This is a genomic window from Pseudoalteromonas sp. MBR-15, assembly GCF_053628915.1.
The window spans coordinates 87,758-114,241 of the sequence record NZ_JBRJHH010000010.1; the positions used below are offsets into that span (position 1 = coordinate 87,758).

General features: G+C 41.9%; 18 protein-coding genes and 1 riboswitch. Of the genes, 8 read left to right on the forward strand and 10 right to left on the reverse strand.

The features are described from left to right. Window positions 1-8: 8 nt before the first annotated feature. The 4 genes from ACSSVW_RS14320 to ACSSVW_RS14335 all read left to right on the forward strand — a co-directional run bounded on the left by ACSSVW_RS14320 (window position 9) and on the right by ACSSVW_RS14335 (window position 6,729). Complete coding sequence (locus tag ACSSVW_RS14320) at window positions 9-3,146, forward strand: efflux RND transporter permease subunit (RefSeq protein ID WP_454179550.1); 3,138 nt, start codon at window positions 9-11, stop codon at window positions 3,144-3,146. Between the two features lie 133 nt (window positions 3,147-3,279). Then, a riboswitch (cyclic di-GMP riboswitch) is annotated at window positions 3,280-3,370 on the forward strand. Window positions 3,371-3,484: 114 nt separating this feature from the next. Then, a complete protein-coding gene (locus ACSSVW_RS14325; protein ID WP_421419081.1) occupies window positions 3,485-4,054 on the forward strand; it encodes a chitin-binding protein in 570 nt (189 codons plus the stop codon). Between the two features lie 140 nt (window positions 4,055-4,194). Then, window positions 4,195-6,273 (forward strand): S9 family peptidase, encoded by a 2,079-nt coding sequence (locus ACSSVW_RS14330; RefSeq protein ID WP_036973585.1) that lies wholly within the window; start codon window positions 4,195-4,197, stop codon window positions 6,271-6,273. Window positions 6,274-6,327: 54 nt separating this feature from the next. Then, window positions 6,328-6,729, forward strand: coding sequence for a hypothetical protein (locus ACSSVW_RS14335; protein WP_421419078.1), 402 nt, complete (start codon window positions 6,328-6,330; stop codon window positions 6,727-6,729). Between the two features lie 44 nt (window positions 6,730-6,773). Here the strand turns inward: ACSSVW_RS14335 and ACSSVW_RS14340 are convergent, their stop codons facing one another. Further along, on the reverse strand, window positions 6,774-7,247 hold the full coding sequence (locus ACSSVW_RS14340; RefSeq protein WP_065979471.1) for a Dps family protein: 474 nt from the start codon (window positions 7,245-7,247) through the stop codon (window positions 6,774-6,776). 367 nt (window positions 7,248-7,614) lie between these two features. Here ACSSVW_RS14340 and ACSSVW_RS14345 point away from each other — a divergent pair, with 367 nt between their 5' ends. After that, window positions 7,615-7,824, forward strand: coding sequence for a hypothetical protein (locus tag ACSSVW_RS14345; RefSeq protein ID WP_036973582.1), 210 nt, complete (start codon window positions 7,615-7,617; stop codon window positions 7,822-7,824). A gap of 7 nt (window positions 7,825-7,831) precedes the next feature. Here ACSSVW_RS14345 and ACSSVW_RS14350 read toward each other — a convergent pair whose 3' ends face one another. Together ACSSVW_RS14350 and ACSSVW_RS14355 are read right to left on the reverse strand one after the other, a co-directional pair. Continuing rightward, window positions 7,832-8,434, reverse strand: a complete 603-nt coding sequence (locus ACSSVW_RS14350; RefSeq protein WP_065979470.1) for a PGAP1-like alpha/beta domain-containing protein — start codon at window positions 8,432-8,434, stop codon at window positions 7,832-7,834. A gap of 8 nt (window positions 8,435-8,442) precedes the next feature. Continuing rightward, a complete protein-coding gene (locus ACSSVW_RS14355) occupies window positions 8,443-8,979 on the reverse strand; it encodes a YaeQ family protein (RefSeq protein WP_036973580.1) in 537 nt (178 codons plus the stop codon). A gap of 91 nt (window positions 8,980-9,070) precedes the next feature. Here ACSSVW_RS14355 and ylqF point away from each other — a divergent pair, with 91 nt between their 5' ends. Together ylqF and ACSSVW_RS14365 are read left to right on the forward strand one after the other, a co-directional pair. Further along, window positions 9,071-10,015, forward strand: coding sequence for a ribosome biogenesis GTPase YlqF (ylqF, locus tag ACSSVW_RS14360; RefSeq protein WP_065979469.1), 945 nt, complete (start codon window positions 9,071-9,073; stop codon window positions 10,013-10,015). Window positions 10,016-10,472: 457 nt separating this feature from the next. Continuing rightward, complete coding sequence (locus ACSSVW_RS14365) at window positions 10,473-13,922, forward strand: PAS domain-containing hybrid sensor histidine kinase/response regulator (protein WP_075594219.1); 3,450 nt, start codon at window positions 10,473-10,475, stop codon at window positions 13,920-13,922. Here the strand turns inward: ACSSVW_RS14365 and ACSSVW_RS14370 are convergent. Further along, window positions 13,919-16,888: a DUF3857 domain-containing transglutaminase family protein gene (locus ACSSVW_RS14370; protein WP_454179551.1), complete on the reverse strand. Its 2,970-nt coding sequence runs from the start codon at window positions 16,886-16,888 to the stop codon at window positions 13,919-13,921. The two genes, ACSSVW_RS14365 and ACSSVW_RS14370, sit on opposite strands and share 4 nt — an antisense overlap. Before the next feature lie 207 nt (window positions 16,889-17,095). Here ACSSVW_RS14370 and ACSSVW_RS14375 point away from each other — a divergent pair, with 207 nt between their 5' ends. Continuing rightward, a complete protein-coding gene (locus tag ACSSVW_RS14375) occupies window positions 17,096-17,614 on the forward strand; it encodes a DUF2569 domain-containing protein (protein WP_075594217.1) in 519 nt (172 codons plus the stop codon). On the opposite strand, the gene ACSSVW_RS14380 is transcribed toward ACSSVW_RS14375, so the two are convergent. The 6 genes from ACSSVW_RS14380 to ACSSVW_RS14405 all read right to left on the reverse strand — a co-directional run bounded on the left by ACSSVW_RS14380 (window position 17,607) and on the right by ACSSVW_RS14405 (window position 26,465). Beyond that, the gene (locus tag ACSSVW_RS14380; RefSeq protein WP_199524489.1) at window positions 17,607-18,896 is read right to left on the reverse strand and encodes a sensor histidine kinase; all 1,290 of its coding nucleotides are present in this window, start codon (window positions 18,894-18,896) and stop codon (window positions 17,607-17,609) included. The two genes, ACSSVW_RS14375 and ACSSVW_RS14380, sit on opposite strands and share 8 nt — an antisense overlap. Further along, window positions 18,897-20,273, reverse strand: coding sequence for a sigma-54-dependent transcriptional regulator (locus ACSSVW_RS14385; RefSeq protein WP_199524488.1), 1,377 nt, complete (start codon window positions 20,271-20,273; stop codon window positions 18,897-18,899). It abuts the gene before it with no gap. A gap of 64 nt (window positions 20,274-20,337) precedes the next feature. Continuing rightward, window positions 20,338-22,788 (reverse strand): ABC transporter permease, encoded by a 2,451-nt coding sequence (locus ACSSVW_RS14390; protein ID WP_065979465.1) that lies wholly within the window; start codon window positions 22,786-22,788, stop codon window positions 20,338-20,340. 1 nt (window position 22,789) lies between these two features. After that, complete coding sequence (locus tag ACSSVW_RS14395; protein WP_036973573.1) at window positions 22,790-23,545, reverse strand: ABC transporter ATP-binding protein; 756 nt, start codon at window positions 23,543-23,545, stop codon at window positions 22,790-22,792. Further along, window positions 23,542-24,819 carry an HlyD family secretion protein gene (locus tag ACSSVW_RS14400; protein ID WP_454179552.1) on the reverse strand — a complete coding sequence of 426 codons (1,278 nt, stop codon included), beginning with the start codon at window positions 24,817-24,819 and terminating at the stop codon, window positions 23,542-23,544. Before ACSSVW_RS14400 ends, ACSSVW_RS14395 begins: the two co-directional genes overlap by 4 nt. Window positions 24,820-24,980: 161 nt before the next feature. Then, window positions 24,981-26,465, reverse strand: coding sequence for a serine hydrolase (locus ACSSVW_RS14405; RefSeq protein WP_454179553.1), 1,485 nt, complete (start codon window positions 26,463-26,465; stop codon window positions 24,981-24,983). Between the last annotated feature and the right edge of the window lie 19 nt (window positions 26,466-26,484).

Sequence of the window (26,484 nt, forward strand, 5' to 3'; positions counted from 1 at the left end):
GTGGCGCTATGACAGACGAAAACACAGAAAAACAGTCTGGCATTATTGCCTACTTTGCCAATAACTCGGTTGCTGCGAACCTCATGATGGTCTTTATCGTTATCATGGGGATTATTAGTTATTTTACGATTCAGCGTCAGATGTTCCCGAATGTCGAAATTAACTACATTGAGATACAAGCCAATTATCCGGGTGCATCACCGCAAGAAATTGAAGAAAGTATTCTGATCAAGATAGAAGAATCGTTAAAAGACATCACCGAAATCAAACGAGGTGTGTATCGTGCGTTTCGCAACAATGGACGAGCAAGTTTAGAGATTAATACCGATGCAGAACTCACAGATGTACTTGATAAAGTAAAGCTGCGTGTTGACGGTATTGCAACATTTCCTGCAGGTATGGAACCCGTTACTATTAGTCAGGTCGAGTTTCGTCAAGACGTCATTGGTATGACCTTGGTCGGTGATATTCCGCTGAATGAGTTAAAACCGGTTGCTAATCAAATTGAAGATGAGCTACTGCAATTATCGAATGTGTCCTTGGTACAAAACGATGTGCCACTTGATGAGATTGCGATTGAAATAGACCCTGATTCGTTGCGTCAATACAACCTGACATTAAGCGATGTTGCTAATGCGGTACGTCGTTACTCGGCTAACATTTCGGCGGGTCAATTACGCACAGATGCAGGTATTATTTCTGTGCGTGTTGAAAATCAATATTACAGCGGTGACGAATTCCGCCAAATTCCCGTTAAAATTGGTGAAAATGGTGCGAAAGTCCTGTTGCAAGATATTGCCGTAATTAAAGATCAATTTATCGAAGGTGAACGCTACTTTAAATTTAATGGCGAGAATGCGGTTTATTTATCGGTAAAAGCAACGAAAGAGCAGAACATGATCCCCGTTGCAGACTCTGTTAAAGCCTTTATAGAAAAGAAAAATAAAGAGCTGCCAGTTGGTTTGCGCCTAGAACCGCTCATGGATATGACCTACTATCTTAATGCGCGTTTAGACATGATGAAAACCAACCTGATCCAAGGGGCAATTTTGGTTGCCATTATGTTGTCGATTTTCTTACGCTTTAAGTTAGCATTGTGGGTAATGATTGGTTTACCCGTGTGTTTCTTAGGGGCGATGATGATGATGCCGCTCTTTGGGATCAGTATTAATATTGTGTCGTTATTTGCCTTCATTATGGTACTGGGGATCGTGGTCGACGATGCCATCGTCATAGGGGAAAGCGCCTACACCGAAATTGAGAAAAAAGGGGGAGGCGTTATTAATGTGGTGAATGGTGCTAAGCGAGTTGCAACACCAGCAACCTTTGGCGTATTAACGACCATCGCGGTGTTTGCACCGTTTACATTATCAAGTGGCCCCGAAAGTGCGTTTTTCTTTGGTATCGCAGTGGTGGTTATACTGTGTTTAATATTCAGCTTAATTGAATCTAAACTGATTCTACCGGCTCACATTGCGCACACGAAGTTTCCACCTATTAACCCAAATAGCTGGCGTGCCCGTTTTAATAAGCGTTTTTTCAAATTTGTAAACGGCCCATATAAAGCATTTATCGTACGTTGTGTAGAGTGGCGCTGGTTTGTGTTGTTTTCATTCATTGGCCTATTAATTTTAACCTTTGGCCTGATTTCTTCTAATCAAGTGCGCGTGGTGCCAACACCAAAGGTACCTCATGATTTCCCGCAAATTCGTTTAGAGATGAACGAAAATGCGTCGGACATTCAAACAATTGATGCGGTTCGTGAAATTGAAGCCATGGTGTTAAGAGTTGATCAGGAAACTGAGCGTGAGTTTGGCCAAAAACTGATCCGCGATATTTTGGTATTTAATCAAGGCCGAACTGAAGCACAAATTTTAGCGCCGTTGGTTGATGAAGACCTTCGTCCATATAATGCCTTTGAGCTATCACGCCGCTGGCGTGAACAAATGCCAAGCATTGCGGGGGTTAAGTCTTTGCAAATTTACGATGACGTGAATGGCGGTGGCAGTGATGGCGAGTTTGGTTATCTACTTTATGGCCCAGATATTGATACCTTAAATGATGCAGGGCGTCGCTTTATTCAGTTATTACAACAGCAAAAAGGGCTGTTTGATATTAGCTCGACTATCGACCCAGCCAGTAAAGAAGTACAGCTCAGCTTAAAACCTGTGGCGTATGACTTAGGGTTAGACTTAGCAAATATTGCTAATCAAGTCGGCGCAAGCTTCTATGGTGGTGAAGCACAACGTGTTATTCGTCGTGGTGAAGAGGTGCGTGTAATGGTGCGTTACCCTAAACTCACACGTGAAGCGTTTGCCTCTTTAAAGCATGCTGTAATCACAACCCCTGCGGGTAAAGAAGTTATGCTAGGTGACGTGGTTGAACTAACCGAAAAACCGGGCATCAGCTATATTCGCCGCGAAGGCGGTTATCGTACGGTTTATATTTACGGCAGTATTGATGAAGAAGCCATTGAGCCGGGTGCCGTTGTTAAACAAGTTGAAGACACTTTATTACCACAATTAAAAGAAGAGTACCCATCAGTGAAAACTGAGTTAGGAGGCTCAATTGAAGAGCAACAAGCGCAAGCAAACGAGCAATTAATGTTCTTCATTGGCGGTATGATACTTGTGTATATTTTGCTTGCAGTCCCACTTAAGAGCTATTCACAGCCGTTGATTGTGATGTCAGTTATTCCATTTAGCTTAACAGGCGCTATATGGGGTCATTTTTGGTTTGGCCTAGACATTAGTTTAATGTCGGGCTTTGGTTTAATTGCAGCTGCTGGGGTGGTTATTAATGACTCCTTAGTAATGACAGATTTTGTAAACCAAGCGAGACGAGAAGGCATTTCAACTCGTCAAGCCGTTATCGAGGCGGGGTGTGCACGTTTTAGGGCTATAACCCTAACCTCTATTACAACGTTTGCCGGTGTGTTGCCGATCATGTTCGAAACAAGCCTACAAGCGAAGTTTGTTATTCCGATGGCGGTCGCACTGGGTTTTGCTGTGATGTTTGCAACGTTGATTACCTTAGTGCTTGTCCCTTGCTTATACATTGTGATGAGTGACGTTGGGCACGTATTCTTACGTTTCTTTCGCTCGGTGCGTGAGTTATTTCCAAGCGCTAAGCCAGTAAGAGATTAAGTTAAGATAATGTTTAAAAGCCAACCTCCGGGTTGGCTTTTTTGTATCTGCATTTGCTAGTACTTAATAGTTATATGTATGTTTTGGTTACATTCTTTTGTTTGATTTGTTTTCCGGTCGCGATTATACTCAACTCAGTTTTTGGCAAACTAACTGAAAAGTTAGGACGCAAAGTTTCCGGTCTAAGGTTTTGTTAACAAAACTATGATAGCGGGGCCGCCGATAAGCGCATATTCTTCGGGCTTTGGATCTTTTGCCTCAAACTAAAAAATGTATTTATTTTGTTCGGTTATTGTTGGATAGTACCTATTAGTTGTTCTTAGGGTGTTACTTTGTTTATGCATTCGTCATTGGCCTCTGGAAAGTGGTTACCGATTGGTTGCTTGAACCATCATACTCAGCTTTTTGTTGGGGATACGGTGGTCGTAACCTTTTATGACATGCAAGGAGAGCTAGTCGATTTATCATTCAATTACCGGATCACCAGTACGGATGAAGGTGAGCCTCATAATTGGCCACGTTTAGTTGCCGAGCATATAAACGTGCACATTCCACTGGTTGAGGCCGGAAAAATGACCGAACAAGGTTTGGTGGTTGCATACCGTTCAAACCAAATTTATGCCCTTGAAGATTCGGGCATAACACATGCAAAAGTGGCGTTTAACTGCATCGCGAAATGTAAAGAACGCGCGGTCGATAATCCACAAGATTATGATTATGTTTACCCACAGGCATGCAGTGATTACAGTGCTGGTGTAAAAGTGCTACAGCCTAAAACAGGCCACATTTATATGTGTAAGCCTTGGCCATTTAGTGAATTTTGTCGTGTTAAAGATTCACACAACCCGTTGTTTGAACCGGGAGTTGGCAAAAGTTGGGCCATGGCATGGCAGCAGATATCGCATTAACCGTTTTCCCCCTAAATGCTATTTTAGCATTGCTTAGCCCACTCAATTTGAGTGGGCTTTTTTATACCCATTTGTTAAGCGAATTGGCCAAGCTTCTATGGTAAACTCGGTTTAATTCGTTTTTTAATTGTGGTTTCTTTGTGTCATCAAGTTCGTATTCATTGTCATTATTAGCGCATCCGCCGGTTGCTAAAAAACAGCCTCATTCCTTAAGCACTCATCAGTTTACTCGCATCGATAATTACTATTGGATGCGCGATGATGAACGACAAAATACCGAAGTATTAACTCATTTGCATGCCGAGAATGATTATTGTGAAAAGCAGCTTGCAGGTATAAAGCCACTTCGTGAGCAGCTATTTGATGAGCTAAAAGGGCGTATTGTAAAAGACGATAATACCGTACCCGTAAAAGATGGAACGTATTGGTATCATTCAGAAGTGCGTGGCGATGATGAATATGCCCGCCACTACCGCAGTAGCTCAATTGACGCCCATGATAAGCAGTTACTATTAGACGTAAACCAATTAGCCGGTGAGTTTGAGTTTTACGAGCTGGGCGAAGTGGCCATTAGTCCAAATGAGCAGTTGCTTGCTTACTCAGAGGATACTGAAGGCCGACGTGTTTATACGGTACGATTTAAACACCTTGCCACAGGTGACATGTTTACTGATGTGCTCGAAAACACCGAAGGGCAAGTCGTGTGGGCAAACGACAGTAACACCGTATTTTACGTGAAAAAAGATCTGCAAACCTTGCTTGGTTTTCAGGTTTTTCGCCATGTGTTAGGCACGCCTCAGGCCGACGATGTATTGGTGTATGAAGAGCAAGATAAAAGCTTTTTTATGGGACTTGGCAAAAGCCGTGATGAAAGCCTTATTATCATTGATCTTGCGACCACAGAAACCAGTGATACATGGGTGCTTGATGCCAACAATCCATGTGGTGAATTTAGTGCGTTAACACCACGTGAAGAAGGCCATGAGTTTGATGTAGATAAGCTAGGTGATACGTTTTATATCGTGACTAACTGGCAGGCAAAAAACTTTCGTTTAATGACGGCTACGTTAAGTACAATCGCAGATAAATCACTTTGGCAAGAACACACTCCACACCGCGACAATGTGTTACTAGAAGGTGTAGAGATATTTGATGATTATTTAATTTTAACTGAGCGAGAGCTAGGACAAACACGATTTGTTGTGGTGAATAAGCACGGTGAGCGACTCACTTTAGAGTTTGATGATCCCTGTTATTACGCTGCAATTGCAATGAATCCAGAACCCAACGTACGCTCTGCGCGTATTTATTATTCGAGTCTGACGACACCGGGATCACTGTATGATGTTGATTTAAATACAGGGCAAAAAACCTTATTAAAACAACAACAAGTGTTGGGTGAGTTTAAACCAGAAAAGTACCGTTCAGAACGTATCATGGTGACGGCAAGAGATGGCGAACAGGTACCTGTATCACTGGTTTACCGCATCGATAAGTTTAAAAAAGACGGCACAAATCCATTGCTGCAATATGGGTATGGTGCGTATGGCATTACTATCGATCCGAGCTTTTCTAGTAGCTCATTGAGCTTACTCGATCGTGGCTTCGTGTATGCGATTGCTCATATTCGCGGTGGTGAAATGCTGGGGCGTAGTTGGTACGAACAAGGCAAAAAACAGCACAAGCAAAATAGCTTTAATGACTTTATCGATATTACGCGAGCGTTAACCAAGCAAGGGTACGCACACCCTGCAAAAGTCTGTGCGTCAGGTGGCAGTGCTGGAGGTCTATTAATGGGCGCCGTCGTTAACCAAGCACCCGAGCTTTATTTAGGCATTGGCTGTCATGTGCCATTTTTAGATGTTTTGACGACCATGTTAGATGAAAGCATTCCGCTGACGACTAACGAGTATGATGAGTGGGGAAACCCGAACGACCCCGCGTATTATGATGTGATTCAGGCCTATTCTCCGTATGACAATATTAAGGCGCAAGCGTACCCTAATATTTTAGTGACGACGGGCTTTCATGATTCACAAGTACAGTATTGGGAGCCCATGAAATGGGTGGCTAAACTTCGCGAGATGAAAACAGATGACAACATTCTTGTCTTTAAAACAGATATGGATGCAGGTCATGGTGGTGCGTCGGGTCGTTTTAAAAGCCTTGAAGAAAAGGCACTCGAAATCGCATTTTTTATTGCTTTATTATCGAATTAAAGCTTAGATAACACCTATAAGCACAAAACTTAAGTTGTATTTTAAGGGGTGAGCATGTTTAAAGCCCACGGTGATTGGCGTTACTTTATTGAACCGCCAGTGATTTATGTGGAAATAAGTGGCAGTTTTAATAAGGAAGCTGTTGCTTCGTTTAGTGTTGAAGTTGCTCAAGAAATAATGAAATACCCTGAGCACTCAATTCAGTATGCTGTTGTTAATTTAGCGCAATTTGAATTAGCAACGGCAGATAGTATTGAAACCGCGAAGGCGTATTTTCAAGCTATAAAAGCACGTGGTTACAAACGCGTTGACTATATCAAAGCAAATATAATTGCGCGCAATTTACTCGAGACAATATGGTCGGGTGTCGATATGGATATTAACTTCCATCACAATGCTGATAGCTTTTTTGAAGACAGGCCAGAATACAGTCACCTGAGAAAGTGGTTAAAATAAAAAAGCCCTCATAGAGGGCTTTTCAAGTGATGTAAAGTAAGAGCCTAGCCTAAGTAAGCTTTTAACATCCAAACAAGTTTTTCTTGTTCTTTAATGTAATCACTCATTAGTGATGCAGTCCCTTCGTCATCAGCATCGCCAGCTTCTGTTAAAATTTCGCGCTGCATTTGAATAAGCGTGCTGTAACCTGCTAATAGGTTTTCAACGGCTGCGGTGCCTTCAGTAATGTTCTTCGCTTCATTAATCTTACTTGCTTCGAGGTATTCTGAAAACGCATGAACAGGTGCGCCACCAAGTGTCAAAATACGCTCTGCAATTTCATCTACTTTTTCAAGAAGTAGGTTATAAATTTCTTCAAATTTAAGGTGTAATTCAAAAAAGTTACGACCTTTAATATTCCAATGAAAGCCACGTGCATTCATATATTGAATTTGGTAGCAGCTTAATAAAGTATTGAGAGATTTTACGATATCTTCACTTTTTGCGCTGTTTAAACCAATTGCATTTACCTGTGACATAGATTAGCTCCTTAAAAATAATCGTGAATAGGTTACTTGCTAGTGCGTGATATCAAGTATTGGCCATTTTTATTAATCTGTAAAATGGTTTAATTCGAACAGGGTGATAGGTTTTAGCTATCAATGCGCATTTTGAATCAGTCGTCCACTATCAGCATAACCTTGAAGTACTCTTTTATAAACTTGGGGCAAATGACGCAAAAAACCACCATAAAAAGTGATTATTTTTTAATGAAGGTCAAAATATGATCTAAAACAAGTTTTGCTTTAGCTAATATACATGCCGATTTAGAACTTGATTTAGGTCAAAAAATCAACGCAACAGAAGCGCATAATACCTTTACCGCATTTAGCTAGGAGAACAAAAATGGACGGTAAAACAGTAAAAGAAAACAAAGCAGAAATAGTGGTTGTTGTGATTGCATTACTTGCGTTTGTAATCGGTTTAGTTGGTCATCTTGCAGGGGCAAGCTTTGCTAATTTTGACACCTTTGGTTATATCGCTGCGCCGGTGCCGCTGATTCTGGGGATTATTGTATTAATTTCTTACAAAGTTGCCGCAAGTGCTGAGAAATAAAATACAGCTAACGTTGATTGATAAGCTTAATAATGTAATCCATGACTTGGCGTGAGTAGATCATACTGGTGTGACTTAAATGAAACACCTTGTGCTCTGCCATGCCATTGAGTTTGGTTTCATCTATAAGCACTGTGCCATCGGAGGCACTGCCTTTAGCAATGAGCGGCATTAATCCAATGGGTAAGTCGCCTGCAATACTATAAAGCTTGGCATTAAACGGCCAGTCGCCATTTTCAGACAACAAAAACTCGACACTATTTTTAAGTAACATATCGAAGCCTTTTTGCTGCATTTGCTTAGCAATATGGCTGCCTTTATGAGGCGTGCCTAAGGTAATAACTTTTTCAACATGTTTGCTTTGTAGAGAGTTTGCTTCAAGGTAGGCTCGGGCGACTAAACCGCCCATTGAATGACACACCATTGCTGTGGGTTTGCCATTAATAAAGCGGTCAATCTTGTCAAAAATAGCCGTTCTATTTGGCGACAGCGTATTGTAGGTCAAATTGAGTATATTAAGCCCTGATTTCTCAAGACGTGCGCACAGAGGGCGCATCACAAAGCCCGACATATAAAGTCCGTGTAATACTACAACCTGCCTAATTGCCATCGCATTCCTTACATGAGTTGCTGAGGTTTAATTTCGATATTTGCTGTGTCTGAGCTCACCCATACCTCACCGTCTTGAATCGTAATCGTAAGCTTAATATTACGGTCTGCCAGTGCGGCTAATGCTTGAGTCGCAGCATAATCGAGGCTAAAAATACTTAAGTTTTTAAAATCATACAACTTAGGTTGATGCTTTTGCCACCAAATAGTTTGGTTATTTTCGCCGTAAGTATACAAAATAACCTGTTTAGCTTTGTTACAGGCTTTTTTCAAACGCTTTTCATCAGGTAGACCAAGCTCAATCCATAACTCAATTTCTTCGCTGTAGTTTATGTGCCAAAGCTCAGGTTCATCATCAGCACACAAGCCTTTGGTAAACTCCAACCCTTCACGGGCATTGAGTGCAAATGCCAGCAAGCGGATCATCAGGCGCTGCTCGGTCTCTGATGGGTGCTGTGCAAGGGTTAGATTGAAATCTTGATACAGGTGTCGGTCCATATCGCTCAGCGATATGTGTGCTTTTATAATGGTTGATTTAAGAGCCATAACTGCTTACTTGAAAAAATTTGCGTCATTATAGCGCAATTAACTGCTGAGCCAGTTAAAATACCGTGAAATTATCTTGTAGGAGTAAAACATGGCAATCCAGTGGTTCCCGGGTCACATGAACAAAGCCCGTAACGAAATTAAAGAAATCATGCCACAAATGGATGTGATCATTGAGGTGCTTGATGCCCGTATTCCTTATAGTAGTGAAAACCCGATGGTTACAGCGCTTCGCGGTGATAAACCCGTTATAAAAATCATGAATAAAGCTGACCTTGCTGATCCTAAACTCACGCAAGCGTGGAAAGACTACTTTGAACAACAAAGCGGTGTTAAAGCAATTGATTTTGGTAATGATAAAGCGGGTGAAGTGCATCGTATTAATGAGCTTTGTAAAAAGTTAGTGCCGCATAAAGTGGGTGCAGATAAGCAAATAAAAGCCATGATAATGGGTATTCCAAACGTAGGTAAATCAACGCTAATCAATACCTTAGCTGGCCGAATCGTTGCAAAAACGGGTAATGAGCCTGCTGTAACCAAAGCCCAGCAACGCATTAAACTTGATGATGGCATTATGTTGTACGACACGCCAGGCATGTTGTGGCCAAAAGTAGAAAACGAAAACTCAGGTTATCGTTTAGGTGCAACAGGTGCGATTCGTGATACTGCGATTGATTATGAGGAAGTGGCAAGCTACACGGCGGAGTATTTATTGCACGCATACCCTGAGCTTTTAAAAAGTCGTTATAAGATTGACGAATTACCTGAGTCTGACTGGGAATTTGTTGAAATGGCCGGTAAAAAGCGTGGCTGTATCCGTGGTGGGAATCAAATTGATACCTATAAAATGTCAGAAATTCTGATAAATGAATTACGTGATGGCATTATTGGTCGAATTACCATGGAAACCCCCGCAATGCGTGAAGAAGAAGAGCGCATGGTGGCAGAGCTTCGCGCTGCGGCAGAAGCTAAAAAAGCAGCAAAAGAAGAAGAGAAAAAACAGCGCCGAGCGCGTGCTCGTAAAAACCGCCGTTAATCACACTTTATTTGCAGACATAAAAAAAGCCCGTAAGGGCTTTTTTAGTTTCATATCTACCGTCACCGATATGAGCAATGTAGCAAGTAAAATAAGTAGGGCGATCGCCTGTTGCCAACATCAAGGGGCGCTGCGGTTAGCAACAAGCGATCTTAGCTTTATCGTGGGCCACACGTGTTTCAGGGTCGAGAAACAAATCAGTTTATTCCGATAACAATTCGCCAAAATACGTAATTAAGCGAACAGCTATTACAATCCGTAATGCTTTTTTCGTCTTGTTGATATTGATTATCAATTAGATTTAGATATCTGTCAACACTCTATTGCAAATAATTCTCATTTAATTTTTATTTTCTTCAAAGTATAGCTATTACACGCATTAGCACTAAAGTTAGGCTGTAAATTAGCGCCAATAAAAACTATGCTGGTGCCATAATAATTAAAAAAATCACATGCGATGTTTTCAATTTGGTCAATAAGCCTACTTGCGATTGTTTATTTAGCAATTTTATTTGCTGTTGCAGGCTGGGCTGATAAAAGAAAGGTGTTGCCTTTTAAAGGCTTAACTTATGGTTTGTCGTTGGGCGTGTATTGTACGTCGTGGGCTTTTTTTGGCACTACGGCGCAAGCAGCTTATAACGGCTGGTGGTTAGCACCAACGTACGCTGGCACGATTCTGCTGTTTATTTTTGGCTGGCAGATTTACTGCCGAATTGCCCATATTTGTAGACAGCAAAAAATCACTTCCATGGCTGACTTTATCGCGACTCGTTATGGTCAATCATCAAGCTTGTCGGGCTTAATATCGCTAATTTCTGTGATTGCTATTGTACCGTATATTTCGTTGCAACTCAGTGCGACCGCACAAAGTATTAATTTACTAACCGACCGAGCAGTGACACAAAGCAGTGAGGTATGGGCCGACAGTACTTTTTATATCACGCTCTTGTTGGCGTTATTTGCAATTTTATTTGGTGCAAGACGCTTAAAACCCAGTGAACATAACCCCGGTTTAATCGCCAGTATTGCCTTTGAGTCGGTGGTGAAACTTCTGGCATTTTTAGCGGTTGGTTTATACGTATGCTTCGTTTTATTCGACAGTCCCATCGCTCTTTTTGAAACGGCACAACAATTAAATATTGACCAACAAGTTGCGGCTTCAAAGAGTCCGACCTATGTGTATGTTGCACATACTCTCTTGGGTATTTTGGCTACCTTGTGCTTACCACGTCAGTTTCATATGAGCTTTATTGAAAAAAATAACGATAAAGAACTGGCTTCAGCACGTTGGCTGTTTCCTATTTACTTATTACTTATCAACTTGTTTATTTTGCCGATTGCGTATGCCGGGCTTATTTATTTTCAAGGACAAGACGTAGGCTACGATACCTTTGTATTGGCATTACCCATGGCCGCAGACGATGCCTTTGTTGCATTGTTGGCCTTTTTAGGCGGCTTTTCAGCGGCGACGAGTATGGTGATTGTGTCGGCAATTGTACTCTCGGTGATGATCACCAATGACTTTATTAACCAATTCATTTTACGCCGCTCACAACTCACGTCGAGTAGCCGAGGCTTGGATAAAAATAACCTTTTGCATGCGCGTAAAATCGTTATCGTACTGATTTTATTATTAAGTTACTTCACGCATCGGGTTTTAGGCGAAAGCACTACCTTAGCTAATGTTGGTTTGATGTCGTTTACGTTGGTCGCCCAATTTTCACCGGCCATGATCATTGGTTTATGGTGGCGACAAGCGTCTTGCCGGGGTGCACAACTGGGTATTTTGAGTGGCTTTATTATTTGGGGTTACACGTTATTACTGCCCAATTTAGCGGGCGGATTAGGTAACGATAGCCAATGGTTGGTTGATGGCCCTTGGCACATTAGCTGGCTTGCACCGACTGATTTATTTTCGCTGGGTCTTGAAAGTATCAGTCAGGCTTTATTGTTATCGTTGGGTGCGAATTGTTTGGTGTACTTTTTGGTGCCTCTGTTTAGTCGTGCAACACTGGCTGAGCGTTTACAAAGTAATAAGTTTGTTGCTCAAGGAAATGAATCTCGTGTAAGTAACCATTTGCAGCCTTTAAGTTATCACGATTTAGGGGCTTTATTGCAGCGCTTTGCTGAAAAAGAAGCGGGGCAATCGCTGGTAAATCACTATTTTCCTGAAGATAAAAGTAAATGGAAGCGGCCCGCAAATGTTGAACTTGAGTTACTCGTAGAGCGTGAAATGTCGGCGGTCATCGGGGGCGCTTCAGCACGGCTTATTTTGGATGTTGCCAAAAATGAGCAGCGCCAACCTCTTGAGCAAGTTGCTGAATTTGTTGATGAAGCAAGCCAAGTATTGAAATTTAATCGTGACTTGTTGCAATCAACCATAGAAAATATTCAACAAGGTATCAGTGTAGTCGACAGTGAACTGCGTTTAGTTGCTTGGAATCAAGGCTACAAAAACATGTTTGCTTACCCAGATGATGCCTTGTATATCGGTCGTCCGGTTGCCGATATTATTCGCTTTAATGCTGAGCGCGGCTTGTTTAGCGGTGAAAGTATGACCAGTGAAGTTGAAAAACGCTTGGCGTATTTGCGCCAAGGCAGTGCGTATAAATATCAGCGCTCACACAATGATGGCCGCGTGTTTGAAATGCAAGGTAATCCGCTGCCAGGTGGTGGCTTTGTAACGACTTACACAGATATTACTGAATTTGTAAAACAACAAAAAGCACTCACAGAGGCCAATGTGAGCCTTGAAGAAAAAGTGGCGGCACGGACCTTAGCACTCACTCAAGCGAACCAAGAGCTATCAATGGCAAAACAAGTCGCCGAGCAAGCAACCGTCAGTAAAACGCGCTTTTTTGCAGCTGCCAGCCATGATTTATTACAGCCATTTAATGCTGCGAGCTTATTTTGTTCCTTAATGAATGAAAAAGCCCAAGACACAGAACTTAAAGAACTGGCAATGAATATTAAGAATTCGCTCGGCAGTGCTGAAGAATTGTTATCGAGTATTTTAGAGTTAACTAAACTTGATTCGGGATCATTTAAAGTGCAAATGAGTGAATTTGCCATCAGTAGTTTGGTTGAACCATTGCGCAATGATTACGAAGCGTTAGCAAGTGACAAAGGGTTAAAGTTCATTTTAGAAACATGTGATGTCCGTTTGCATACAGATAAAGCATTATTGCGTCGTGTGCTTCGCAATTTACTCAGCAATGCAATTCGTTATACCGAGCACGGCGAAGTTCGCCTGAAAATGCATCACGATGATGACCATGTATCGTTTATTGTTGAAGATACAGGGATTGGTATTGCTGCCGGTGATCAACACACCATATTCCAAGAGTTTAAGCAGTTGGGTGTTAAACCGAGTGCTGAAGGACTTGGGTTAGGTCTTGCCATTACAAAACGTATTTGCGACTTATTAAAAATACCGCTCGTAATGGGCTCTGAGCTGGGCAAAGGTACACAGTTTACTTTAACCTTACCATGCAAAGTTAGCACTGCACCAAAGCAGGCACAACATGCTGAAATATCGCAAGAAACAGAGCTTGGGCAATTAAGGATTTGGCTGCTGGATAACGATAGCAATGTATTAGAGGCGTTAAAGCAGTTACTTGAAAACTGGGGATGCGAAATCTCTACGGCAACTAACTTAGCTGAGCTGGAACAATTAAAAGCTGAGCAGCCCTTGCCGCAGTTGCTGATCATTGATTATCAACTTGATGATGGTGTTACGGGTCTTGAGGTCATAGAGCAAGCAGGCTTAACAACACTGCCTGCAATTGTAAATACCGCAAACCATGACGAGGGTATACGCGAGCTGGTGCTCGATGCGGGCTATCCGTTGCTTTATAAGCCACTGAAAGCGCCCGCATTAAAGCGTATGATTAAGCGACTGACTTAATCTGCGTTTTGCTCAGTTGCTGGGGTATTGGCTTTAATTAAGCGCTCTACCTCAGCGACAAACTTCTTATCTAAGTCATCTTCATGGCTCAAAAATAACAGCATTTCATCACCATTGTGGTCAATGACCGTTAGCGTGGTGGTTAGTAGGGCGCTTTTAGCATAATCAACGTTGAGCTTTTTAATGTCACTAAAGCGGCGCTGATCTTTCTCAAGCACACCGTGCTCATTTTCCCAGTAACTAAAAATGGTGTTTTCAGTTATGCCGTTTCCATCAGTTTTAAAATCAACAAAGGCATCACTATAAAAGTATTGCACATTCTCATTTGCTGGGATGATCTCTTTTCGTTTTAAGAAGTTAACTTGATACGACCATAGCTTATCGCCGGTTACTATGGTTGAATTTGGCAACAAATATAGCTCATAAATTAAGCCATAAAATAGCCAAGGCAGCATGAATATCGAAATGATAACCTGCCTCGCTCGCCATTGAGAATGGTACTCAAGAGCTTGTTCAGGTTGCTTGAGGTTTTGAATGTAATTAACTAGAGGCAACCATAAAATAGGCGTAACTAAAAACAGCCAGGTACCATATTCCCAGTTATAGCTTACGACTTCAGAAATGATAATCGCCAGCCATAACACGAACCCAACCGCAACGGGCATGATCTTATTTTTGCCAAAGGTTTGTTCGCTGTGCTTGCAAAGCTCAAGTAACAACGGAATAAAAAACAGTGGTGCAAATATACCTCGGGCAATCGGCATTATATGGCTTTGTTGTTGCTCTTTTATCGCTTTCCAGTTGCGATAGCTCCAGTAGTTAATGAATATTCCTAAGCTCAATAAGCTGTAAATAACAAACTTACTGTTACTGACAGGGTAGAACTGCGTACCTTCAAATTCTGGACGTTTTCGAACTTCAAAACGCCAAGCCGCGATGAAAAAGATGATTGCCGCTAAGTAGCTTAAAATAAAAACGCTATACCAATTGGTTTCTTCATCTACCTGCATGGTAGTCGCAGTGTTAGTACCATATTTGATAATGCCATATTGCGTTTCGTTAATTAGTTTTTTCCTCGCGTTGAGGTATTGCTCTATTTGGTCTGCAGGAATATGGTCTTGCTTCGCACTGTAATCAAAGTAAAGGGTAAGTATAGAGTCTTTGAAGGTAACGCGTTTTTCCAGATGGAAAAAGGGATTGTCGATACTGAGTTGTTCTTCCTCAAATTCCCAATTAGGCTCTGAGAATGCGATTTGAATTGTTGTTTCAATATCATTTGGATACCGAAACCACATGGGGGCATTACGCTCTAGCTGTTCTGGTTTATAAACGCTGTTTTGAATTTCGCTGGCATAAAAATCGTTGCGATAGCCTTTATTGTCAGGTTTCCAGAAATTATCAATTGTGTAGTATTCATTTGTAATTAGTTGACCTGTGTCATCAAGGGTATCTACGGTCATGGGTTTAGCTGTTTTTAAACCTTTGAAAGAGTCTTGATAATATTCTCTGTAATCATCTTCTGTGCTTTTAAGGCTATTTTTTGCTATTGAACTACGGCGGCTTATCGCTTCAAAATCGCCGTATTCATAGCGAGTTGTAAAGTGGGTGGCATCATCTACCTTTTCGGGGATTGAGTAGCTATCAAAGACTTGAACACGCTTGACCAGAGGCTTAGTAAGCATGTCTGTAAAGCCTGTTTCACCTTCTTTAACGATTAAAGCCACGCCATAGTTTGGTTGTGCTAAATGCGCTAAGTCGCCGCGTTGATATGACGTGGTAGGATCAAGCCAATAGCGCTTCCCTTGGTGCTCTAGGGTGACAATGACGTGATCAAATAAGTTTGGGGCGACAGGTAAACTCGCTAAACGCTGTGTTTCTTCTGTATTTACCAATGCTGGATAGGCGTCAACGCCCAGTGCTTTTAACAATGAAATAAGCAGTACTGTTTTGTCTTTACAATCACCATAGCGCAGTGCAAGGGTTTCTGATGCCGGAGTTGGCCGATGCGAGTTGGTGCCCATTTCGAGCCCCAAGTAACGAACTTCGTCTTGACTGAAACGCAGTGCTGCAACTATTTGTGACTCTAAATCAGTATGCTGCAACTTGATTTGACGAGTAATAGTTTCAATAGCAGGGCTAATTTCAATGGCTGATTGGTAAAGTGGCAGTGACCAATCAATGACCTCTTGCCAGTTATTAACTTCAGAGAAATAAACTTGTTTATACGGTGAGTACCAATAAGGTACTTCACTTGCTGAGATCATTGTAGGTTCATTGTGTTGGTTTATTTGGTAGTCAAATCCTATATTTAGGGGAGTACTGATAAGAGTTGATTCGCCATTGACAAAGTTGATGTGTAAAGGGGTTGGCTTTTGCCATAGAACCCGCATAAATTGCTGCACAACGGGCACAGACCAATTAAGAGTTCTCGCTGTACTAAAGTGTTGATAAACCGGATTGCTGCCCGAAATCGTATAGCTGTAATCTAATATATCCATGACACGCATATCATCAATAATGATATTTAGGCTTAATGTGCCATTGTATATTCGACTTGCTAGGTCGGTCTCACGTTGTAAAACCTGTCGCTGAGCACTACCCAGTTTGTCTATATATTCACCATTACGGATAATCCCTAAACTATTGAGCGAAAGTGATTGATAACTAGGGTCAAAATCAATATTGAGTTGACTAATATAATCTACTCCAGATTGATTGGCAGCTTGCATAACCGTTCGAGTAAAACGTTGCTGTGGTGCTTGTTCAGTCACCTTAAACTGTGTATCGAGCATAAGATAGAAGGTCCCATCTTTAATATGCTCATTGGGGATATTCGGTGTTAGTAGTTCATGCTGTTTGACCCAGCTATCCGCTGGCGTAACCTGGTAATCATCAGCAACTACCAAGCAGCTTATAAAAAGTAAAAAAAGCGATGATAACGTGAGGTATAGGTGCGTCCATTTCATTATTATTTTCTAATTACGTTTAGTTTTATATGACAAATTACTGAAATAAACAGTATTAGCCAACCAAAATTAGCCTTTTTTGTCTCTTTTTTAGTTATAAAGGCATTTGGTGAAAATGAAGAGTGGATGATGTTTAAATAGTGTGAGGTGGAAATAGGATTCTTCAAAAATCGGCGTATAGTGAAAAAATAATAAAAAGGAGATGTCATGGAAGAGGTTAAACAACAAAGCGCGACTCAAACAGCCGATGTTCAAGGAGATAAGGATTTAGTCGGTATAAAAGGTTGGCTGATTCTGGTTGCTATTGGAGTGGTTATCAGCCCACTTCGGGTTTTTTATGAAAGTATCAACACATTTAAACCTATCTTTACTACTGATATGTGGCAAAGATTAACCTCACAATTTGGTGATATGTATCACCCGTTGTGGGAGCCTCTTTTAATTATTGAGATACTCTTTAATGTTACATTATTTTTTGCATCACTTTATTTGATTGTGTTGTTCTTTAAGCATAAAAAAGCATTTGTTAGCTGGTATTTAGCTATTTTACTCGGCGGCCTCGCATTTATAGTGCTTGATGCTTTTGTTGTGAGCTTACTTGTGCCGAGTGTCACCATTTTTGATAGTGAAATGAAAACTATGCTGATAAGGGGAGTTATTCAAGCCTTAATTTGGGGCCCCTATATGCTTTTATCTCAGCGTGTTAAAGCAACATTTGTTAAATAGTGCTGCAGGGCACGCTCACTTTTGCTTGCGTTCCATGCGCTGGCTGCGACGTTAAAGTAAGCTCGCCACCTTGATTGCGTATTAGTTCGCGGGTGATTATCAGTCCTATGCCTGTGCCGTTAGCTTTGGTTGAGTAAAATGGCACAAATAGGTTGTCGGGGTTTTGAATGCCACAACCTTGGTCGCTAATTTCAATATTTAAGTTATCACCTTGTCTTGACCAAGTGAGGCTAGGAGCAGAATTGCTACCTGCTTCAAAGGCATTTTTTATCAGGTTGATTAAGGCTTGTTCGAGTTGCCCTAAATCGGCACTAAAATGCAGCTTTTCGCTGCTATTTATAACGAGTTCAGGGAAGATAGCTGTTAAACGCGTATTTAATTGCTCGTTGCTTATCGGTTGTTTGTTTGCAGGTGGTAGTTTTGCAAAGGCGCTGTAACTGCTCACAAAGTCTAACAAGTGCTGGGCGCGCTTTTCGATGACTTGCAGCATATCTTGGGCAAGATCATCGTGATTGCTTATTTGTCCCTGACGCTTCATGGTTTGCAGCGATTGGCTCATTGAATAAATCGGGGTGAGGGAGTTACGAACTTCGTGATTTAATACCCGAATGAGGCGCTGCCAGACAAGCTGCTCGTTTTCGCGAAGTTGTTTCTCGATAGAAAAAAAGGTCAGTAATTCAAAGCTTCTGCCAGCCCGCCAAAAAGTTTGAGAGGCTATCTGAAAGCGCTGTGTAAAGGGGGCGCTTTTTTGCTGCTGCCATTGCCCATCTTGAAGTGTTAACCCCAGCTCACTGGCAGTTTTACCTTCTATATTGCTATTTTGTATACTGTTTAAAAAAGCACGGTTGCTAAAATATACCAAGCTATGTGGGTCTAATATCACAATGGGTAAATCTAGCATGCTCGCAAATTCAAAGACAAACTCTTCGGTTTGCATATAGTGGCGTTTGTTTTTCGCTATTTTATCGCTCAGCTTAGCAAAGTCGTTTTTGAGTGAGGCAACCCGGCCACTTTCATAAAAAGCTAAATGCCAGCTATTGCTCTCGTCGTTGGCGAGTGCGTCAAGCTGTAAACCAAAACGCTCTACGACATCGGTGATCAGGCGGTAGCTTTTAATTAATGCGAATGCGCTTACGCCAATAAAAGGCAGCAGTAGACTAATGCTGGCGAACCAGTCGAGCTTTAGGCTCAATGTGAGTGCGATGCCCAATGTGAATAGGGCAATTAACACCACAGAATAATAACGTTTTACACGCTTCTCTAACGATTGCTTTGCACCCATTTAACGGTCTACTTCTTTTAGGTCAAGTTGGTGTTTATCAATGCGACGATAAATAGCTGATTTACTTAACCCTAAAAATTCGCCAGCAGCAATCACATTGCCATTAAATTGCAGCAATGCTTTTTGAATCATCTGTTTTTCAAGCTCTTCAAGGGGCAATAAGGGCAGCGTTTTATCTGCACTGTTATTTGGTTGCTCGCAGCTAGGTTGATCTAAAATGAGATCGCTTGCTTGAATATTGATGTTGTCACTCATGATCACAGCACGTTCAATGCAGTGGCTCAGTTCACGAATATTACCCGGCCAACTGTATTGTTCTAATGCCTCGATGGCTGAGTTACTTAGCGACATATTTGAACGTTGGTATTTTTTACCATGAGTGAGTAATAAATGCTCCGCTAAGGGGGCAATATCCGCTTTTCTGTCGCGAAGCGCAGGAATATGTAGCTCAATGGTGTTGAGTCTAAACAGTAAATCACGGCGGAATTCACCTTGCTCAATCGCCGTTGCAAGTTCTGAGTTGGTTGCCGAAATAATCCGAACATCGGCTGTTCTGGTCTGGCTTGAACCTAATACCTCAAATTCTTTGCTTTCGAGCACGCGCAGCATTTTGCTTTGTAGTTCAAGGCTCAAAGTGGCTATCTCATCAAGAAATAAAGTGCCCCCTTCGGCAATTTCAAAACGCCCTAAGCGATCTTCTTTGGCGTCAGTAAACGCCCCTTTTTTATGGCCAAATAATTCGCTTTCAAAGAGTGATGGCGCAATGGCGCCTATATTTACGCTTACATAGCGTTTGTCACTGCGTATAGAATGCTGGTGGATATAATTGGCCAGTAAACTTTTGCCTGTGCCATTTTCGCCGGTAATTAAAATACTGGCATCGGTTTTTGCGGCGCGCTCTGCTTTGGCGAGTAGTTGTTGCATTACCTCAGAATGGGCTATATAGCTAGCGTGTGTGTTATTGGTAAGTGCTTTTAAGCAGGCATTATCATGGTGGCTTTGTTTTAGTTTTAACTGCTGTTGCACCACCGCTGTTAAGCGCAAATTATTCCATGGCTTTTCGACAAAATCGACCGCGCCTAATTGCATGGCTTTAACGGCGACATCAATGCTTGCCCACGCCGTCATTACGATCACGGGAATGGTTGAACCTAACGTATTTAGTTGCTTTAAAAAACGCAGTCCTTCCTCACCCGATGTGGTGTCGAGTTTGTAGTTCATGTCGAGTAAAATTAAGCTAATATGCTCTGATTTCAACACGTCAAAAGCGTGTTCAGGGCCTTCCGCTTCAAGGCATTGTAAGCCGAGTTGTTGTAATGCAACGGTTGCAGCCAGACGCACATCAGCTTGATCGTCAATGACTAAGATTTTGTCCATGATGTTTTTCTTTTTGTCCTGTTGATGTGGCTTAAGTTAGCACTTAAGCCACCGTTTTGTGCTGTTAATCGTTACGCAGTGCAGCCATAGGTTTTGCTTTAAGCAGTAAAACCAAAGGCCTAAAGCAAGCGAATAGGGCAATACATAAGGTAATGCTCCAAGCGAGTAATTGCAGCCTTACATCAAGTACCAGCCAAGACATTAGCTGCCCTTGTAATAAGTAAAAACCAGCAATCACAGCAGCCAACGCGACACTAAAACCAATTAAAACAGGGATAATCGCTTCAACACTCATCAGCTTGAATAAACGTGCTTTTTTAGCACCTAAAGCCATACGTATACCGAATTCATAACGGCGCAGACCAAGGTTGTAGCTCAGTACCCCAAAAATACCGATTGCCGCTAATAATAGAGTAAATAGCGCTAAGGTACTACACAGAACCACAGTTAGTCGGCTCATATACAGTAAATTGTCGTACTCGTGTTGTAAGTCATTAAACTGCCACATGGTTAAGTCGCTGTTCTTTTCTTTTAGTGTATTAAGTATTTGTTTATTGGTCAGCTTGACGCCTTCAGAGGCTTTAATTGTGAACATATAGCTATACGGCTGGGCCGGCCACCAAATATGACGGCCAAACGATTCGTCGTAGTATTTTGGGTGATTAAAGTCTTCGGTTACGCCGACCACTTCAAACATTTTTTCTTCCAGGCCTTGATAAGATTTACCAATAATATTGCGATAATCTTGATCGGGTAATAAGTTTTCTGCCACGCTTTGTGACACCAGTATCTCGTTGGTTTCACCGCGTATTGCTTGCTCAGTAAAAGTGCGCCCCGCGAGAATTTGCGTGTTAACTAAAGCAAAGTAATCAGGCCCCACCCACTGACTTGGGAAGAAAATTGAGCTTTTACCATTAACATCAGTCAGGGTATTGGCGTTTTGTCTTGGCGACACCGGGCTGTGACCGAGAGCCACATCTTCAATGCCTTCGCTATTAAGTAAAACTTGCTTGTATTGCAGCATGTGTTCGTAGCGCTCAGCCAATGACATTTGATTATTTGGCTGGAACAGGTTGGCAAAATAGAGGTTCTCAGTGTCACTGCCTAAAGGGCGGTTAATCGTACCGAGGGCTTTGCTTACAACCATTACCGAAAAGCTAACGAGTAGGGCGGCAACAAACATTTGTGAGCCAATTAAAATGCGTACCGTACGGCCAGATACTTGTGATACACCGCCTTTACCACTGTTTTGCATTTGCGTGTTTAGGGTTTTGTAATTCACTAAACGCGCTGTTATCAGTGAGAAAATAGTGGCAAGTGCAATACATAAAAGCACTGCAACGATCACCAGTGTACTATCAACAGCAAGGCTATTAACCAAGGGTAAACGCCCTTCGGCCAATACTTTAAATAAGCGAATGCCCCAGACTGCTAAAAACAGTGCAATACTGACCGACAAAGTCATTAGAATCAGTGACTGTAAGAATATGCTATTAAACAAGGTTTTTCGTTTAGCACCGAGCACTGCTTGCAAAGCGAGGGTTTTATGTTGCGCCAGCGCACGCGAGAAAAATAAAGTACTGACGTTCAGCACCGCAATGATTAATAAGCCCACGGCTCCTGCAAGCATCATTAAGCTTAAGTCATCATTTTTGCCTAATTCAACGTCGCGATAGGCGGTTACTTCGGGTTTTACATCGGTAATGCCGCCATTGTTGAGCCATTCTGATTTTATGGTGTCAATTTGTTGTTTTAAGTCGACTTTAACTTGCTCAATTGTTACGCCGGGTTTTAAAACGGCAATTAGCTTTAAGTTTTTAAAGGTGTTTGTCCACGGGCTTTGCCAGTCTTCATTGTGAAAAAAACGACGGTCGGCGCTTGATGGAAACCACACTTCAACATCACTTGCTTTAAACATATAAGGTGGGCTAAATGAATCATCAACAACCCCCACGATACGGTGAACATAATCGGTTTTACCGGCCATTACTGAGAGTGTCTTACCAATAATATTCGGATCGCTGCTGTAATGCTTGCGCCAAAAGTTGGCTGAAATCACTACGCGATCGTCGGGTGTTTCTAGTGTTTCGCCAAGGTCAAAACCTTGCCCTAGTAAGAATGGGGTGTGCAACAAGTCAAAATAATTGCCGCCCACATAAAGTACCGGTTCTTTTGGTTGGCCATCGAGGTTGGCAAAGATTTCCTCGCCAGCATTGATCATCATACTTTGCTCGAAGCTTTGATTATGCTTGAGCCAATGCACCATCGACTGATAGCTTTGAAAGCCGGTGGCGTCGTAGTCATCATAGGTAAGGGATTGTTCAACGACCACCATGCGATTTTCATCGTAGACATCCAGTGGCTTTAAAAAGTAGCTGTTTACTAAACTGAGTACCACAAACAAGGTGGCGAGGGTGAGTGCTAATGTTGCGATAACCGCCGTTACAAAGCCGGGGGCATTCATCAGAGATGCCCACGCTAAACTCAATTGAGTGCGTATTTTGGTTAGTTTCATGTTAGATCACCTCTGCACTTTCTTCATTGTGTTCAGTGGCTGCTAAGTGATCTGAGGCTTGACGCGCCTCTGAGTAGGAAATAATTTCGCCATCGAGTAGTTTTAGCTGGGTTTTGGCACGTCCTGCGTAACGTAAGTCGTGGGTAACCATGCAAATCGTGGTGCCTTTTTTATTCAGCTCATCGAGCAAGTCCATAACCGCATCACCATTTTTTGAGTCTAAGTTACCCGTTGGCTCATCCACTAATAGAATGCTGGGTTTACCAGCCAGCGCACGGGCGATAGCAATGCGCTGCTGTTGACCACCCGATAATTGATTGGGTTTATGCTGAGCACGGTGGCCCATTTCTACTTCATCGAGTGCTTGCTTTACTGCCGCTTCAATGTCGTTTTGGCTCATTGCGGGCTCTCTATAGGTGAGAGGTAGTGCAACGTTATCGAATACAGATAGTTCATCAATTAAATTAAACGACTGAAAAATAAAGCCAATATGTAGATTTCTCAACTCTGCTTGTTTATCCATATCGAGGGTTTTAGTGTCGACATCTTTAATGAAATAGTCGCCACCTGTAGGGCTATCAAGCAAGCCCAGTAGTGAAAGCAGCGTTGATTTACCACAGCCTGAGGGGCCGCTAATGCAAATATAGTCACCTTGGTTAATGTTCAGACTGATGTTTTTTAATGCATAGGTTTCAACATTTTGGCCGCGATAGACTTTGGCGATATTGTTTAATGAGATAAGCGTATTGGTTTTCATAAACTGTCCTGTTCGATTTTTATTGTTGCCAAATGCTGCCATTTAGAAAGATCTGAAATGATCAGCTGTTCGCCCTCAGTGGCGCCGCTCAAAAGTTGAATTTGGTTGTCACTGAGTGTACCAAATTCGATATTAATTGGCGCTGCTAACTGAGTACTTGGATTGAGTTTAAAAAGAGTGGCATGGCTGTGCGCCGTTGCTCTTTGCGGTACATTAATGGTTAATGCATCGGGGATGATATTACTCACTACATAGCCTTCGATGCTTAAGTCGGGTCGAGCATTGGCAGGCAGCGTCCCTTCTAAATCAAGTTCTATGATCACGCGACCGTCGGTCACGATAGGGTCAATTCGGGTCACTTTAGCGCTTACTTCTCCCTGACCCGCTTGGCTAAAGGTGTTTACTTTAGCTGTCATATTAAGTGCCACTTTTTCTGCATCGGCTTGCTGTACACTGAGCTCAGCTTTGAGTGCTTTATTTGAACCCACAACAGCAAGGCGGGTGCCCGGCATGAGGTTTTGTCCAAGTTCTACATTGAGCTCTTGCAGCATGCCATCGATACCAGCTTTGATTTGCAGTTCATCAAATGCGTGTTGTTCTACCTGATAATTCAGCTCAAATTGGCTTAATAACTCTTGCTGAATTTTATCGCGCTGTAGGTGCATTTCTTTTAGTTGCATAAGGCGTTGCTTTTCGATGTTAACGCGTTCGGTTAGTTGTGCGACACTGAGTAAGCTGCGTTTGTAATCTAAGCTTGAAACAATACCTTGCTCAACTAATTTGCTTTCGGCATCGGCTCTAAGCTCTGCACTTTGTAATTCACTTTTTAAAATCGCGAGGTTAGCTTGGCGTTCAAGTAGTTCACTTTGCTGGTTAATTTGTTGCTCATTGACACTGGCTTTTTGGCGGGCGAGTTCTAATCGTGCAACCGATAAACGTTGTGCTTGTTGCGGGTTTATTAAGCTGAGTATAACCGTGTCTTTAGTCACTAAGGTGCCAGGGTAAACATGGATAGCCTCGACCATGGCAGTATCGGTATTGGTTAAATAGCGTTGGAATTTGGGTTTTAAACGACCAAAACCGCGTATCTTCACTATAAAATCGGCTTTTTTAACGGTGGCGATTTGCAGTTGCTTGGCCAAGAGCGTCGTGGGGGCGAGCCATGATTTGACCAACCACATTACAAGCAACGTGCTTATAATTAAGACGCCAATGATCAACTTTTTACGCTGACTTGGCTTATTGCTAGATTTTAAGGTGCTATCTAAATCCATTGGCTATGTTTCATTGTGTTTTTAATTAATAAATACAATAGCGAGGAACATGCCAATATTTAAGCTTATGAATTATATTGATTTTTATGTTCTTGTGAATGCGGAAATTCCCACTTTCGGGATTAATAAATCAAAAGTGGGACAGCGTATAAAAACGGCGTTTATTGATTTAATTTTGCAAGCTTAGCCAGTTGCTTTTTCGCATGCGCGTTATCAGGTTGTAGCGTAAGCACATGATTATAGTTGGCGATTGCGTGTTTGTGGTAACCCAAATACCAGTAAGCTTCTGCCAAGCTATCAAAGGTATTGTAGCTATTTGGGAAAAGGTGTGTGTTGAGTTTAAAAATGGCTAATGCTTCATTGAGCTTATCTTGATTGATAAGTGAATAGCCCCACTGGTTAATATTTTTTTCATCAAATTGGATGTGCTCTTTTTGGCTCAATATGTGTGCTGCTTCAATTGCATTTTCATAGCCTTGAACTTCAAGTACTTGCCATAGTTTTTTAAGATTTTTGCTTAAACCAAAGCCATTCTCACGTTTCATTTCAGGGATATAAAAACCGGCAATTTCATCAACAAACTGCGAGGGAAGTGCGCCAATTAAGTTGGTTAAAATGACGATTGACATATTATCTTCAGGGTAAACAAACACACCTGCTCTATCGCCACCTACAGCAGCTATCGCAGGGTGTTCTTCTCTCGCCATTACAGGCCAGCCGAGGCTATAGCCATTTAAACGTTGGTTAAACCCTTGCGTATTGCCATTTAATAAACGAGTAGGGGTCCACATTTTGCGCACACTATCAGCCCCCATTAATTGATTTGTTTGTAATGCAATTAGCCAATGTGCCAGCTCAGTTGCTGTAGAAGCCATGCCCGCGGCTGTTTGCAATAGAGGAGAAAAAATCGCTTCTCTAGAGTTTAAAAGGTCATTGCCTTGGTTTTCGTATCGTCTCGCTGAGTGTTTTACGACGTTATTGAGGTTGTTAAAGCCTGCTTCAATTGTTCTGTTCATTTCGGCCTGTTGTAACTGGTTTTTTTGAATAAATTCCTGAAAAGGCATGCCTGAGAGTTTGTTAATAAGCTGACCGACAATAACGTAATTTGTTTGGTTATATTTAAAACGAGTACCTGTATTAAATTCTAATGGCATAGTTTGTACTCGTTGCCACGCGTGATCAGGGCCTTGATCGGAGATTAAATTACCAATGCCATCTTTTAAAATCTCAGGTAAACCAGACGTGTGGCTCATTAGTTGCCTTGTTGTGATTGGGTGCCACTGTTTAGGGAGGTCTGGTAGGTAAGTGGAAATAGGCGCATCAAGGTTTAGTTTCTTTTGCTCAACCAGTTGCATTAGGGCTACGCCGACAAACGCTTTGGTGACTGAGTTAATAGCAAATAAAGTAGTTGAATCAACGGCAATATTATCTTCAATATTCGCAGTGCCATAGCTGGCAGTTTTGGTTATTTTATTATTTTGCACGACAGCTAGCTGCAACCCAGGGATATTTCTTTTTTGCATTAACTCAACGATCCATTGGTCGAGTTCGTCTGCATGCACAGAAAAAGCACTGAATGTGATGGTAAGAAAGGTGATAGTTTGTAGTATGAGTTTTTGTCTAAGCTTTTTGCTTGTTGAGTACACGTGATTATCCTTAGCGTTC

What these genes read in the sequence shown, in the direction of transcription:
- ACSSVW_RS14320 (WP_454179550.1), top strand. Translation starts at nt 9, where the DNA reads ATGACAGACGAAAACACAGAAAAACAGTCTGGCATTATTGCCTACTTT.
- ylqF (WP_065979469.1), top strand. Translation starts at nt 9,071, where the DNA reads ATGGCAATCCAGTGGTTCCCGGGTCACATGAACAAAGCCCGTAACGAA.
- ACSSVW_RS14340 (WP_065979471.1), bottom strand. Translation starts at nt 7,247, where the DNA reads ATGTCACAGGTAAATGCAATTGGTTTAAACAGCGCAAAAAGTGAAGAT.
- ACSSVW_RS14400 (WP_454179552.1), bottom strand. Translation starts at nt 24,819, where the DNA reads ATGGATTTAGATAGCACCTTAAAATCTAGCAATAAGCCAAGTCAGCGT.
- ACSSVW_RS14375 (WP_075594217.1), top strand. Translation starts at nt 17,096, where the DNA reads ATGGAAGAGGTTAAACAACAAAGCGCGACTCAAACAGCCGATGTTCAA.
- ACSSVW_RS14325 (WP_421419081.1), top strand. Translation starts at nt 3,485, where the DNA reads ATGCATTCGTCATTGGCCTCTGGAAAGTGGTTACCGATTGGTTGCTTG.
- ACSSVW_RS14370 (WP_454179551.1), bottom strand. Translation starts at nt 16,888, where the DNA reads ATGAAATGGACGCACCTATACCTCACGTTATCATCGCTTTTTTTACTT.
- ACSSVW_RS14350 (WP_065979470.1), bottom strand. Translation starts at nt 8,434, where the DNA reads ATGGCAATTAGGCAGGTTGTAGTATTACACGGACTTTATATGTCGGGC.
- ACSSVW_RS14385 (WP_199524488.1), bottom strand. Translation starts at nt 20,273, where the DNA reads ATGGACAAAATCTTAGTCATTGACGATCAAGCTGATGTGCGTCTGGCT.
- ACSSVW_RS14380 (WP_199524489.1), bottom strand. Translation starts at nt 18,896, where the DNA reads ATGGGTGCAAAGCAATCGTTAGAGAAGCGTGTAAAACGTTATTATTCT.
- ACSSVW_RS14335 (WP_421419078.1), top strand. Translation starts at nt 6,328, where the DNA reads ATGTTTAAAGCCCACGGTGATTGGCGTTACTTTATTGAACCGCCAGTG.
- ACSSVW_RS14395 (WP_036973573.1), bottom strand. Translation starts at nt 23,545, where the DNA reads ATGAAAACCAATACGCTTATCTCATTAAACAATATCGCCAAAGTCTAT.
- ACSSVW_RS14390 (WP_065979465.1), bottom strand. Translation starts at nt 22,788, where the DNA reads ATGAAACTAACCAAAATACGCACTCAATTGAGTTTAGCGTGGGCATCT.
- ACSSVW_RS14345 (WP_036973582.1), top strand. Translation starts at nt 7,615, where the DNA reads ATGGACGGTAAAACAGTAAAAGAAAACAAAGCAGAAATAGTGGTTGTT.
- ACSSVW_RS14365 (WP_075594219.1), top strand. Translation starts at nt 10,473, where the DNA reads ATGTTTTCAATTTGGTCAATAAGCCTACTTGCGATTGTTTATTTAGCA.
- ACSSVW_RS14355 (WP_036973580.1), bottom strand. Translation starts at nt 8,979, where the DNA reads ATGGCTCTTAAATCAACCATTATAAAAGCACACATATCGCTGAGCGAT.